8 protein-coding genes and 1 tRNA gene are annotated in these 13,372 nt (G+C 64.2%); 7 read left to right on the plus strand and 2 right to left on the minus strand.

Annotated features, from left to right (window positions below; translation table 11 throughout):
* Nucleotides 1-7: 7 nt before the first annotated feature.
* Nucleotides 8-751 (minus strand): 23S rRNA (guanosine(2251)-2'-O)-methyltransferase RlmB, encoded by a 744-nt coding sequence (gene rlmB / locus NCR40_RS07520; protein ID WP_244825380.1) that lies wholly within the window; start codon nucleotides 749-751, stop codon nucleotides 8-10.
* Nucleotides 752-850: 99 nt separating this feature from the next.
* Nucleotides 851-3,313, minus strand: a complete 2,463-nt coding sequence (rnr, locus tag NCR40_RS07525; RefSeq protein ID WP_250465015.1) for a ribonuclease R — start codon at nucleotides 3,311-3,313, stop codon at nucleotides 851-853.
* Between the two features lie 255 nt (nucleotides 3,314-3,568).
* Here rnr and NCR40_RS07530 point away from each other — a divergent pair.
* The 7 genes from NCR40_RS07530 to NCR40_RS07560 all read left to right on the plus strand — a co-directional run bounded on the left by NCR40_RS07530 (nucleotide 3,569) and on the right by NCR40_RS07560 (nucleotide 13,348).
* Nucleotides 3,569-3,655: transfer RNA gene (locus tag NCR40_RS07530), tRNA-Leu, on the plus strand.
* A 309-nt stretch (nucleotides 3,656-3,964) separates the two neighbouring features.
* The gene (locus NCR40_RS07535; RefSeq protein WP_244825382.1) at nucleotides 3,965-5,185 is read left to right on the plus strand and encodes an MFS transporter; all 1,221 of its coding nucleotides are present in this window, start codon (nucleotides 3,965-3,967) and stop codon (nucleotides 5,183-5,185) included.
* 101 nt (nucleotides 5,186-5,286) lie between these two features.
* On the plus strand, nucleotides 5,287-7,791 hold the full coding sequence (locus NCR40_RS07540; RefSeq protein WP_250465017.1) for an acyl-CoA dehydrogenase: 2,505 nt from the start codon (nucleotides 5,287-5,289) through the stop codon (nucleotides 7,789-7,791).
* A gap of 41 nt (nucleotides 7,792-7,832) precedes the next feature.
* On the plus strand, nucleotides 7,833-9,260 hold the full coding sequence (locus NCR40_RS07545) for a 3-oxoacyl-ACP reductase (RefSeq protein WP_250465019.1): 1,428 nt from the start codon (nucleotides 7,833-7,835) through the stop codon (nucleotides 9,258-9,260).
* 3 nt (nucleotides 9,261-9,263) lie between these two features.
* Nucleotides 9,264-10,160, plus strand: coding sequence for a MaoC/PaaZ C-terminal domain-containing protein (locus tag NCR40_RS07550; RefSeq protein WP_250465021.1), 897 nt, complete (start codon nucleotides 9,264-9,266; stop codon nucleotides 10,158-10,160).
* The gene (locus NCR40_RS07555; protein ID WP_250509102.1) at nucleotides 10,157-11,464 is read left to right on the plus strand and encodes an acetyl-CoA C-acetyltransferase; all 1,308 of its coding nucleotides are present in this window, start codon (nucleotides 10,157-10,159) and stop codon (nucleotides 11,462-11,464) included. The genes NCR40_RS07550 and NCR40_RS07555 overlap by 4 nt, the downstream gene beginning before the upstream one ends.
* A gap of 138 nt (nucleotides 11,465-11,602) precedes the next feature.
* Nucleotides 11,603-13,348, plus strand: a complete 1,746-nt coding sequence (locus tag NCR40_RS07560; protein ID WP_250509103.1) for an AMP-binding protein — start codon at nucleotides 11,603-11,605, stop codon at nucleotides 13,346-13,348.
* Nucleotides 13,349-13,372: the final 24 nt, after the last annotated feature.

Below are 13,372 nucleotides of genomic sequence, written 5' to 3' on the forward strand. Positions count from 1 at the left end.
TGGCACGTTACTTCTTCACACTTCTCTGCCGCACGGCCTCGAATAAACAAACCCCGCTCGCCACGGACACATTGAGACTTTCCACCGCGCCGGCCATCGGGATATTCATGATCTCGTCGCACGTCTCGCGCGTGAGACGGCGCATGCCTTCGCCTTCCGCGCCCACCACAATAGCCACCGGGCCGTCCAGCTTCGTTTCAAAGAGACTCGCTGACGCTTCGCCCGCCGTGCCGATCACCCACACGCCCGCATCCTTCAATTCGCGCAGCGCGCGCGCCAGATTCGTCACGGTGATGTAGGGCACGCTGTCCGCCGCGCCGCTCGCCACCTTCGCCGCCGTTGCGTTCAGCCCGGCGGAACGGTCGCGCGGCGCGATCACGGCATGCGCGCCCGCCGCATCGGCGACACGCAGACACGCGCCGAGATTATGCGGATCGGTGACGCCATCGAGCACCAGCAGAAGCGGCGTGCCGGTCACGCCATCGAGCAATTCGGCCAGATTCTGCGCGAGCGGCAAGTCTTGCCCGCGCGCCACCACGCCCTGATGCTGAATGGTGCCCGCGAGCCCGAACAAGCGCGATTCCTCGGCTGCGATCAGGCGAACGCCCGCTTCCTTCGCGGTCCGCAGAAAATCCTGCATGCGCCGGTCCTTGCGCGAAGGGTCGTACAAGACCTCTTCGATCGACGATGCATCCGCACGCAAACGCGCGGTCACTGCGTGAAAACCGTATAGAACCTTGAGACGTGACATGACTGATCCAAACCTTCGTGAAATCCATAAAAGCATGACGCGGTCCGAAGCTCGTGGCGTCGGACCGCGCGATTGCCAGCTAGCGCCCTGAAGCGCGTCTTATCGTTTCTTGCGCGCCGGCCTGCCCTGCGCCGATGACTTCGACGCCACGCCACGCTTTCTGGCCGCGCCACCGCGCGTGGCCGACGCCACCGCCGCGCCCTTCTTCGTGCCGCCACGCGCACGCGTGCCGGTGACGTCGTCGTCGAAAGCGCGGATGCGCGGACCGCCCGCATCGCCGCCCGATGCATGCTCGGCGCCCGCATTCGCGGACGGACGCGGCGCCGGCGGTTTCACCGGCGTGTCGCGCACGAGACGGAAGTCGATCTTGCGCGCATCGAGATCGACGCGGCCCACCTGCACGCGCACACGATCCGACATGCGATACCGGATACCCGTGCGTTCGCCGCGCAGTTCGTTCTTGATCTCGTCGTACTGGAAGTAATCCGAGCCCAGTTCGGTGATATGCACGAGCCCTTCGATAAACAGCGAATCGAGTTGCACGAAGATGCCGAACGACGTCACGCCGTTCACCATGCCGCCGTATTCCTCGCCGAGCTTGTCGCGCATGAAATAGCACTTGAGCCAGGCTTCGACATCGCGAGAGGCTTCATCGGCGCGACGTTCGTTCGACGAACAATGCAGCCCGAGTTCTTCCCAAATCGCGACGTTGTTGCGCGAACGGCCGCGGGACTGATCGTCGTTCTTCTGCATCTCGCGCGCGGCTTTCGTGAGGCCGGTGCTGAGCGATGTGTCGTGACCCACTTCGGGCAGATACTTCTTGCCCTGCAAAATGGCGTAAATGGCGCGATGCGTGAGCAAGTCGGGATAGCGGCGAATCGGGCTCGTGAAGTGCGCGTACGCCTCGTAAGCCAACCCGAAGTGACCGATGTTGTCCGGGCTATACACCGCTTGCTGCATGGAGCGCAGCACCATCGACTGGAGCATCTGCGCGTCGGGCCGGTCGCGGATCTGCGCGATCAGCGCGGCGTAATCGCTCGCGTGAGGCTTCGCGCCGCCCGTCAGCGTGAGACCGACGCCACGCAGGAACGTGCGCAGGTTTTCGAGCTTCTCCTCGGTCGGTCCCGCATGCACGCGGTAGAGGCCCGGATGCTTGTTGCGCTTCAAAAAGTCCGCCGCGCAGACGTTGGCCGCCAGCATGCATTCCTCGATCAGCCGATGCGCGTCGTTACGATGACGCGGCACGATCTGCTCGATCTTGCCCTGCGAGTTGACGACGATATACGTCTCGGTGGTGTCAAAATCGATTGCGCCGCGCTTCTGACGCGCGGCGTGCAGCGCCTTGTAGACGCCGTAGAGATCCTGCAATTGCGGCAGGATCTCGGCGCGGCGCGCGGCTTCCGGTCCCTTGGTGTTCGTGAGCACCGCGGCGACTTCGGTGTAGGTGAGACGCGCGGCCGAATGCATCACGCCAGGATAAAACTGATATGCCTTGATTTCGCCGCGCGCGGTGATGACCATGTCGCACACGAGCACGCAACGGTCGACGTCCGGGTTCAGCGAACACAAGCCGTTCGAGAGCTTTTCCGGCAGCATCGGGATCACGCGACGCGGAAAGTACACCGACGTGCTGCGGTCGAGCGCGTCGACATCGAGTGCTTCGTTCGGGCGCACGTAATGCGACACGTCCGCAATCGCCACGAGCAGCCGGAAGCCCGAACCGCGGCCCACGGAGATGGGCTCGCAATACACGGCATCGTCGAAGTCGCGGGCGTCTTCGCCGTCGATCGTGACGAGCGGCACATCGCGCAAGTCCACGCGATGGCGTATGTCCACCGGACGCACTTCGTCGGGCAGCTTCGCGGCGGCGGCAAGCGCGGCGTCGCTGAATTCGTGCGGCACACCGTACTTGCGCACGGCGATCTCGATCTCCATGCCGGGATCGTCGATATCGCCGATCACTTCGGCCACGCGGCCGAGCGGCTGCGAATGACGGCTCGGGAAATCGGTGAGATCGACGGACACCACTTGCCCGACCTTCGCCTTCTTCGGGTTCTGCGTGATGAGAATGTCGTGACCGATGCGCTTGTCTTCCGGCACGAGAATCAACGCGCCATTCTCGTTGATGAGCCTACCGATGATGCGCTTGTTCGCGCGGTCCGTGACCTCGACGATATGCCCTTCCGGCCGGCCGCGCCGGTCGAAGCCGACGATGCGCGCAAGCACGCGGTCATTGTGCATGACCTTCTGCATTTCGCCGTTGGGAAGGAAGAGATCGTCCTGGCCGTCGTCGCGGATCAGGAAGCCGAAGCCATCGCGATGACCTTGCACGCGGCCTGCAACGAAGTTCGAAGGATGCGTGAGCTGGTAGTGACCGCGCTTGTCGAGGCGGATTTGCCCGTCGCGTTCCATGGCCGCCAGTCGCTTGAAAAATCCTTCGCGCTCCTGGCGCTTGATCGACAATGCCTCGGCGATGTCGTTCGCGGCATGCGGAGTCTCGCTCGTGCGCAGCACGCCGAGAATCTCTTCGCGGCTGGGAATCGGATACGGATATTTGCTCAAGGGCTTGATCGTCTTTCTTCTCGTTTAGATGGACTTTCGCGGAACTTTGCAGCCTTCAGTGGCGGGCATCGTTGCGGATCATTCTAACACCCGTATTCGGGCCCTCATGAGGCTCGCAGGCGCTTGAGCATGCCGCGGCGAGGATCACGCTCGCGCTGCGAATCGTCGAATGGAAATGCTTGACAGACGCAATCCGGTCGATATAATGGCGTTCTTTGCTGCTCACGAAGCACAAAACGCAGTACACGCACCCTTGCCCAGGTGGCGGAATTGGTAGACGCACTAGGTTCAGGTCCTAGCGGTGGCAACACCGTGGAGGTTCGAGTCCTCTCCTGGGCACCAAGGTCTCTTTCAGCGTTTTGCAAACAACCCCACGAATCAACGCGTGGGGTTTTTTGTTTCCGCGCCTTTTCTTTTCAAATCCTATTCAATTTTCTTACGTCGTCTATTCGATCTTCTGTTGAATCGAATCGATTCGAATCATTCGCGCTTACGATCACGATTTAATCGCGCTTATTCGTGCCACGCGCTTTCTTGACCTCCTGCAGCTAATTAAACACGGGCGTACACTCAGCTTGCCTGCGGCCGTGCCTGTCCGGCCTCGCCGCTCGCCAGGCAAGCCAATCAATTAATCGAACGGAGACCACGGCAATGAGTTGGACGCGCGAACAACGAAACGTAACGATTGCGGCTTACCTGGGCTGGACACTCGACGCATTCGACTTCTTTCTGATGGTCTTCATATTGAAGGACATCGCCGCCGAATTTAATACCGGCATTCCCAAGGTGGCCTTTGCCATTACGCTTACGCTGGCGGCGCGTCCGCTTGGCGCGTTGATCTTCGGGCGGCTTGCGGACAAATTCGGCCGCCGTCCGACATTGATGATCAACATCGCGATTTATTCGCTGCTCGAATTGCTCTCGGGTTTATCGCCGAATCTCACGACTTTGCTGATCTTGCGCTTTCTCTTCGGCGTCGCGATGGGTGGCGAATGGGGCGTCGGCTCCGCGCTGACGATGGAAACCGTGCCGCCTTCCTCGCGCGGCTTCGTCTCGGGCTTGCTGCAGGCGGGATATCCGAGCGGCTACTTGCTCGCGTCGATCGTATTCGGCGTGCTTTATCAGTTCGTCGGCTGGCGCGGGATGTTCTTTGTCGGCGTCGCGCCCGCGCTGCTCGTGCTCTATGTGCGCGCGCACGTGCCGGAATCGCCCGCGTGGCGCGCGCTCGAAAAGCGCAAGCGGCCGGGTCTGCTCGCCACGCTCAAGCAGAACTGGAAGCTCTCGCTTTACGCGATCGTCCTGATGACCGCGTTCAACTTTTTCTCGCATGGCACGCAGGATCTGTATCCGACCTTCCTGCGCGAACAGCATCATTTCGACCCGCACACGGTTTCGCTGATTACCATCGTGCTCAATATCGGCGCGATTGTCGGCGGACTCTTTTTCGGGTCGCTTTCCGAGAAGATCGGACGGCGCGTGGCGATTTTCATCGCCGCGCTGATCGCGTTGCCGGTTCTGTATTTATGGGCGTTCTCGACAGGCCCGGTGATGCTCGCTATCGGCGCGTTCCTCATGCAGATTTCCGTGCAGGGCGCGTGGGGCGTGATTCCAGTGCATCTGAACGAGATTTCGCCGGATGAGATTCGCGCGACGTTTCCGGGGCTCGTTTATCAGCTCGGCAACCTGCTGGCGGCCGTCAATGCGACGATGCAGGCATCGATCGCCGAGGCACACGGCAAGGACTACGGCACGGCAATGGCGATCGTTGCGGGAACCGTCGCTGTCGTGATCGCCGCGTTGATCTTCTTCAGCCGCGAGCGTAGGGGTATCGATATGACGCGCTCGGCGGAGGAAGTGGCGGCGCAGACGTAAGCGAACCATCGGGCGCCACAAGCTATTTTAGAGGGCGATGCCGACGCATTCGGCACGCCCCGTGCTGCTCCTCCGAACCACCGCCGCTTCGGAGACCCGTGATGCTCGCCCTCTTCGTCATCGCTTTCCTCCTTGTCGCTGGCGCGTTGACCTTCGTGCAAGCGTCTGCCGTCGCCTGGCTCGCGGCGCTCGCGATCTGGGTTGCGGCGGGCGCGTTCACCGGCATCGTCGGGCCGATAGTCACCGCGCTGCTGGCCATCGTCTTCGTGCTTCCGGCGCTTCTCCTCTCCATCAAGCCGTTGCGCCGCGTGCTCATCAGCCGGCGGGTGCTGGGCGTATTTCAAAAGATCCTGCCGCAGATGTCGGCCACCGAACGCGACGCCATCGAAGCGGGCACGGTCTGGTGGGACGCCGAACTCTTTTCCGGCCGCCCGCACTGGGACTCGCTCCTCGCTCACGGCGCGCCAAGACTCACGCCGGAAGAACAAAGCTTCATCGACAACGAATGCGCCCATCTCTGTGACATCGCCAACGACTGGGACACCACGACGATCTGGCAGGATCTGTCGCCGCAAGCCTGGGCCTTTATCAAGGAGAAGGGCTTTCTCGGCATGATCATTCCGAAGCAGTACGGCGGAAAGGCGTTCTCCGCTTACGCGCACTCGCAAGTCATCATGAAGCTGTCGACGCATTCGTCGGCGGCGGCGGTCTCGGTGATGGTGCCCAACTCGCTCGGACCCGCCGAATTGCTGCTGCATTACGGCACCGAAGAACAGAAGAACTACTACTTGCCACGCCTCGCGCGCGGCGATGAAATCCCCTGCTTCGCGCTGACGAGTCCGTATGCCGGCTCCGACGCCGCTGCGATTCCCGATGTCGGCGTCGTCTGCCGCGCGATGCACGAAGGCCGCGAGACGCTCGGCTTTCGCGTCACCTGGAACAAGCGCTACATCACGCTCGGACCGATCGCCACCGTGCTCGGCCTTGCCTTTCGCGCGCTCGATCCCGAACGTCTGCTCGGCGGCAACGAAGCGCCCGGCATCACCTGCGCGCTCATTCCGACGACGCATCCCGGCGTGCATATCGGCAGACGTCACTGGCCGCTCAACGCCGTGTTCCAGAACGGCCCGAACTGGGGAACAGACGTTTTCATCCCGATGGAATGGGTTATCGGCGGACGCGAACAGGTCGGACGCGGCTGGCGCATGCTGATGGAATGTCTCGCGGCGGGCCGCGCGATCTCGCTGCCGTCGTCGAATGTCGGCATGGCCAAACTCGCCGTGCGCGGCACCGGCGCCTATGCCGCCGCGCGCCGCCAGTTCCGGACGTCAATCGGACGCTTCGAGGGCATTCAGGAAGCGCTCGGCCGCATGGGCGGCAATCTGTACGTGATGGATGCGGCGCGCCGCCTGTCGGCACAGGCCGTCGATCTCGGCGAAAAGCCCTCGGTGATTTCGGCGATCGCGAAATATCACATCACCGAGCGCGCGCGCAAAGTGATCAACGACGGCATGGACGTGGTCGCGGGCAAGGGCATCTGCATGGGGCCGTCGAATTTTCTCGCGCGCGCGTATCAGCAGATGCCGATCTCGATCACCGTCGAAGGCGCGAACATTTTGACGCGCTGCCTGATCATCTTCGGACAGGGCGCGATTCGCTGTCATCCGTATGTGCTCAAGGAGATGGCGGCCACGCGCGAGCCCGACGCAAAACGCGCACTCACCGACTTCGACGCGGCCTTCTTCGGTCATGCGAGCTTTCTCGCGTCCAACGCGATCCGCAGCCTCGTCTACGCGCTCGGCGGCGGCGTGTCGATCCGCAAACCCGCACAGGCCGACGCGCGCCTCGTCCCGTACTATCGCGCCGCGACACGACTGTCGAGCGCGTTCGCCCTCTTCGCCGATATCTCGATGCTCGCGCTCGGCGGCGAGCTCAAGCGTCGCGAGCGCCTGTCCGCGCGCCTGGGCGACATCCTCGCGCAGCTTTATCTGATCTCCGCGACGCTCAAGCGCTTCGAGGACGACGGCCGCCCGGAAAGCGACCTGCCGCTCGTGCGCTGGGGCGTGGAGGACGCGCTGTATCAGGCGCGGCTCGCCTTCGACGGCTTGCTCGCCAACTATCCGAACCGTGCCGCCGCAGCCTTCTTGCGCGTCTTCGCGTTCCCGTTCGGCCTGCCGCACGCACCCAGCACGGACGCGCTCGGCAACGACGTCGCGCTCCTGATGCAGACGCCCGGCGATGCCCGCAGCCGCCTCGTCGAAGGCTCGCACGTGTCCGCGCTCGAGGACGATCCGATCGCGGTCGGCGAGAAATTGCTCGCGCTCACGCCCGCCGTCGTCGCACTCGAAGCGCGCCTGCGCGACGCCGTGAAATCCGGCAAGACCGCTCCTCTGCCGCAAAGCCCGGACGAGATCGAAGCGTGGGCGCGGCAGGCGACCGCGCTCGGATTGATCGATACGAGCGAGGCGGCTCTGCTCAAAGAATGGGCATCGCTTGCGCGCGAAGCCGTGAAAGTCGATGATTTTTCCGCAGACTTCGGTATCCTCGAAGCATTGCAAAAGCGCAGCGCCGAGATCGAGCAACAAATGCCCGAAACGGTCGCCTGATTTCGAAGCACACCACGCTGCCGACGACCGCTCGCCAATCGATGAAAGACCGCTACCTCGACTTCGTCAATTCGCCCTTCGGCACGAGCATCGCCCGCTCGCTCGGGCTGCCGCGCCCCGAAGCATTGCGCCGCCTGCGCGCAGGCGAAGCCGAGTTCGGCGGTATGGCGGCCATCGGCGCGGGACCGTCGCCGGCACTGTTCGACGACCTCCTCGCGGTGTTGTCCGGCATCGGCATGACGGGCATCGCGCATGACAGCGCGTCCGGATGGCTCGCCGTGGCAAGCCGTCAAGGCGCGATGAGCGGGCGTTTCGAGGCGCGCGCCACCGATTCCAGCCCCGCCAACCGCGTTCAGGCGCTGATCTTCGATGCCACCGGCATTGTCGAAAGCAGCGAACTGCATGCGCTCTACGCCTTCTTCCACGACGCGCTGCGCTCGCTTGCCAGAAGCGGCCGAATCGTCGTGCTCGGCCGCCCGCCCGGCGCTTTGAGCGATCCGCGTGCGGCGACCGCGCAGCGCGCGCTCGAAGGTCTCACGCGCTCGCTCGGCAAGGAAGCGCGCAACGGCAGCACGGCAAATCTGCTGCACGTGAGTCCGCAGGCTTCCATCGAAGGCGCGCTGCGCTTCTTTTTGTCGCCGCGTTCGGCATATGTGTCGGGGCAAGCCGTGCATCTCGAAGGCGCGGCGCCCTCGCCCGCGAACTGGGCCGCGCCGCTCGCCGGAAAGCGCGCGCTCGTGACGGGCGCGGCGCGCGGCATCGGCGCATCGATTGCGGCGGTGCTCGCGGCGCACGGCGCCATCGTTACCGGGCTCGACGTGGCCGCCGCGCGCGACGCGCTCGATCAGACCATGCTCGGCATAGAAGACGCGTCGCCTTCTAACGGCGCGCATACCGCGCTCTATGCCGATATCGCATCGCCCGAAGCGCCCGCCGAACTCGCGGCCGCGCTTGCGGCGTCGGGCGGCATCGATATCGTCGTGCATAACGCGGGCATCACGCGCGACAAGACCATCGCGCGCATGAGCGCAGAGATGTGGGACAGCGTGATCGACATCAATCTGCTCGCGCAGGAACGCATGGACGAAGCCCTGCTCGCGCAGAGCGTGATCGGCGCGGGCGGGCGCATCGTCGCGGTGTCGTCGATCAGCGGCATTGCGGGCAATCGCGGCCAGACCAATTACGCCACCTCGAAAGCCGGCGTGATCGGGCGCGTGCAGAGCATGGCGCCGATACTGCATGCACGCGGCATTACCATCAACGCGGTGGCGCCGGGCTTCATCGAAACGCAAATGACCGCGCGCATGCCATTCGGCGTGCGCGAGGCCGGACGAAGGCTCAACTCGATGGGCCAGGGCGGCTTGCCGGTCGATGTCGCCGAAACCGTGGCATGGCTCGCGAGTCCCGGCAGCGCGGGCGTGACCGGCCAGGTGGTGCGCGTCTGCGGCCAGAGCCTCGTCGGAGCCTGACGGATGCACGTCTCCACGATGCCCCGCCCGCGCACCGTCGTCGTCGATACGCTGCCGTCGCCTGCAAAGCTCTATGGCCGCTTGCTGCCGGGCCTATTCCGGCGCGGCCACGCAACCGATCTGCCCGCGCTACGCCTGATTCGCCCCGACGTGCGGCTCGACCCCGAACATATCGGCCGGTATGCGCGCGTATGCGGCTTCATCCCCGAGCACGGCGTGCCGCTCACGTTCCCGCATGTGCTCGCGTTTCCGCTGCATCTGATGATGCTTACCGATCCGTCATTTCCCTGGTCGGCGCTCGGCGTCGTGCATCTGTCGAACAGCGTGCATCTTCGCCGGCCGCTGCTCGCGGGTCAGGGCTTGCGGATCGAAGTGGAATGCGGACCGCTCGTGCCGCATCCGAAAGGCCAGGCGTTCACGCTGCATACGCGCATCTACCGGCGCGGCGAGGCCGTGTGGGATGGCGACAGCGTCTATCTGAAACGCGGCGTGAAGACCGAAGCCACCGCGCCCGCTGCCGATGCCATCGAGACCAGTACGCCGCTCCTCGTACGCGAAGCGCGCTGGCAGCTTCCCGCGCAACTGGGCCGCGACTACGCGAAGGCTTCCGGCGACTTCAATCCCATTCACCTGCATGCGTTGAGCGCGAAGGCGTTCGGCTTTCAGCGCGCCATCGCGCACGGCATGTGGACGCTTGCGCGCACGCTCGCGGCGCTGCATCCGGTGAAGACGCTCGCATCCGGTCACGCGCACAGCGACTTCAAGCTGCCGCTCTTTCTTCCGGGCGACGCGACGCTGTGGAGCGCGGCGCCCTCGTCCACCGCGCGCGCCTTCGAAGTGCGCGATCTCGCCGGCGACCGGCCGCATTTGCGCGGCGAGTTCGAATGGGAGCTGCCATGAGCACGTCTTCGAACCTCGGGCGCAGAGTCGCGATCATTGGCAGCAACCGGATTCCGTTCGCGCGTTCGAATACGGCTTACGCGACGGCATCGAATCAGGACATGCTGGCCTTCGCGCTGCAAGGTCTCGTCGATCGTTATGATCTACACGGCCTGCGTCTCGGCGAGATCGCGGCGGGCGCGGTCGTCAAGCATTCGCGCGATTTCAATCTCACGCGCGAAGCCGCGCTCTCGACCACGCTGGCGAAGGAAACGCCCGCCTACGATGTTCAGCAGGCCTGCGCCACCGGCCTCGAAACGGTGATTCTGGTCGCCAACAAGATCGCGCTCGGACAGATCGACGTGGGGATCGCAGGGGGCGTGGATACGGCGTCGGACGCGCCCATCGGCATGAACGAGCGCATGCGCAAGATTTTGCTCGAAGCCAATCGCAGCCGGACGGCGGGCCAGCGCGTGGGCGCGCTCGCGAAGCTGCGGCCCGGCATGTTCTTCAGGCCGACGCTGCCGCGTAACGCCGAGCCGCGCACCGGTCTTTCGATGGGCGAGCATTGCGAACTGATGGCCAAGCGCTGGAAGGTTTCGCGCGAAGCGCAGGACGCGCTCGCGCGGGAAAGTCATCTCAAGCTCGCGGCGGCGTATGAACGCGGCTTCTTCAACGACCTGATGACGCCGTACAAAGGCCAGACGCGCGACAACACGCTGCGGCCCGAGCTTTCGCTCGATCAGCTCGCGCAACTGAAGCCTGTCTTCGATCGCGATGCGGGCACGCTCACCGCCGGCAACTCGACGCCGCTCACCGATGGCGCGTCGGCCGTGCTGCTCGCATCGGAACAATGGGCCGCCGAACGCGGCTTGCCGGTGCAGGCGTACTTGAGTTTGTCGGCATCGGCGGCAGTCGATTTCTTCGACAAGCGCGAAGGTCTCTTGATGGCGCCCGTCCACGCCGTCCCGCCGCTGCTTTCGCGCGCCGGCCTCGCCTTGCAGGACTTCGACTTTTACGAGATTCACGAAGCCTTCGCCGCACAGGTGCTATGCACGCTCGCCGCATGGGAAGACCAAGAGTATTGCGAAACCGTGCTCGGACTCGGGCAGGCGCCAGGCGGCATCGACCGCGCGCGTCTGAACGTGAACGGCAGTTCGCTCGCGACCGGGCATCCGTTCGCGGCGACAGGCGGACGCATCGTCGGCACGCTCGCGAAGATGTTGAGCCATGCGCCCGCTCGCGGCGATGGCCGTCCCACGCGCGGGCTGATCTCGATTTGCGCGGCGGGCGGACAAGGCATCGTCGCGATACTGGAACGCTGAAGCCGCGAGACGCTCGCGGCCCTCAACGCACGTAGCCGACGCAACGCGAGCACGAAGCACACAGCACGAAGCACAGCAGAACACAAAGCAGCATGACAAACATAAGGCGCATACAACCCGCGCCAACGGAGACAAACCATGAGTCCGGCACCGGCATCGCCGCGCGGGGCTGTCGAGCCGCATTGCACAGATGGCATTTGGCATGCCTCGTATCCGGCGGGCGTGCCGCGCGATATCGATCCGTCGCGTTACCGTTCGCTCACGCATTTCTTCGATCAAGCCGTCGAGCGTTTTCGCGATCGCGTCGCTTACGTGAGCCTCGGCTCCGAACTCACGTTCGGCGCGCTGCGCGATAAGGCGCTGGCGTTCGCTTCGTATTTGCAAGAGCTCGGCGTCAAACCCGGCGATCGCGTCGCGCTCATGATGCCCAACTCGCTGCCCTATCCCGTGACGCTCTTCGGCGCGCTTGCGGCGGGCGCGATCGTCGTCAACGTGAATCCGCTCTATACGGCGCGCGAACTCGCGTATCAGTTGAAGGATTGCGGCGCGCAGACCATTGTCGTCGCGGAGCCTTTCGCGAAAACATTGCAGGACGCGCAGCGCGGCACGCGCATCCGCCATGTGATCGTGAGCACGCTCGGCGACTTGCTCGGCGACGGCCTCAACCTCAAGGGTCAGGCAATCGACTTTTTTCTGCGTCACGTCAAGAAGACCGTGCCCGCGTACTCGCTACCCGAGGCGGTCGGCTTGCGGCAGGCACTCGCGCGCGGCGCCAGGCGCAAGTTCGAACCGGTGCGCATCGGGCACGGCGATATCGCCTTCATCCAATATACCGGCGGGACCACGGGCGTGGCGAAGGGCGCGATGCTCACGCACCGCAATGTCGTCGCCAACGTGATGCAGGCGCTTGCGTGGGCGCGCGCGAGGCTCGTCGATGGCGCCGAAACGGTGGTCACGCCGCTGCCGCTCTATCACATCTATTCGCTGACGATGAATGCGCTCGTGTTCCTCGGCATCGGCGCGCGCAATGTGCTGATCGCCAATCCACGCGATCTCAGCACGTTCATGCGCGCGCTGCGCCGTGAGAACTTCACCGCGATCAGCGCGCTCAACACGCTCTACAACGCGCTGCTCGACAACGACGAATTTTGCGCGCGCGACTTCTCCGCGCTCAAGCTTGCGATGTCGGGCGGCATGGCCACGCAACGCGGCGTCGCCGAACGCTTCGCGAAGCTCACGGGCCTGTCGATCACCGAGGGTTACGGGCTCACCGAATGCTCGCCGCTCGTGTGCGCGAGTCCCATCGGTGTCGAAGACAACATGGCTTTCGATGGCAGCATCGGTCTGCCCGTGCCTTCCACGCTCGTGCGCATGCGCCGCGAAGACGGCGTATGGGCCGACATCGGCGAACGCGGCGAGCTTTGCGTGTGGGGCCCGCAAGTGATGAAAGGCTACTGGAATCGGCCTCTCGAGACCGCGCGGATTATCGGCGCGGACGGCTGGCTCGCCACCGGCGACATCGGCGTGATGGACGCGCGCGGGTTCGTTCGTATCGTCGATCGCAAGAAGGACATGATGATCGTGTCCGGGTTCAACGTGTATCCGAACGAGATCGAGGACGTGCTCGCGGCGCATCCGAAAGTACATTCGGCGGCGGCTATCGGCGTGCCCGACGCGGTGACGGGCGAACGCGTGAAGGTGTTCGTCGTGCGGCGCGACGCCACGCTCACCGTGGAAGAAGTCCTCGCCTTCGCCCGTTTACATCTGACGGGCTACAAGATGCCGGCGTTCGTGGAGTTTCGGGATTCGCTGCCGCTTTCGACCATCGGCAAGGTTTTGCGACGCGAATTACGCGACGCTGAACGCGCGAAACTTAAGGAGTAGCATCACTGGTCCAATCGGAGAACT

Origin of the sequence: Caballeronia sp. GACF4 (genome assembly GCF_023631025.1) — a bacterium.
In the GTDB taxonomy this organism is placed as follows: domain Bacteria; phylum Pseudomonadota; class Gammaproteobacteria; order Burkholderiales; family Burkholderiaceae; genus Caballeronia.

Coding starts and splice junctions, on each gene's coding strand:
- NCR40_RS07545 (WP_250465019.1), top strand. CDS start 7,833: ATGAAAGACCGCTACCTCGACTTCGTCAATTCGCCCTTCGGCACGAGC.
- rlmB (WP_244825380.1), bottom strand. CDS start 751: ATGTCACGTCTCAAGGTTCTATACGGTTTTCACGCAGTGACCGCGCGT.
- NCR40_RS07550 (WP_250465021.1), top strand. CDS start 9,264: ATGCACGTCTCCACGATGCCCCGCCCGCGCACCGTCGTCGTCGATACG.
- NCR40_RS07555 (WP_250509102.1), top strand. CDS start 10,157: ATGAGCACGTCTTCGAACCTCGGGCGCAGAGTCGCGATCATTGGCAGC.
- NCR40_RS07540 (WP_250465017.1), top strand. CDS start 5,287: ATGCTCGCCCTCTTCGTCATCGCTTTCCTCCTTGTCGCTGGCGCGTTG.
- NCR40_RS07535 (WP_244825382.1), top strand. CDS start 3,965: ATGAGTTGGACGCGCGAACAACGAAACGTAACGATTGCGGCTTACCTG.
- NCR40_RS07560 (WP_250509103.1), top strand. CDS start 11,603: ATGAGTCCGGCACCGGCATCGCCGCGCGGGGCTGTCGAGCCGCATTGC.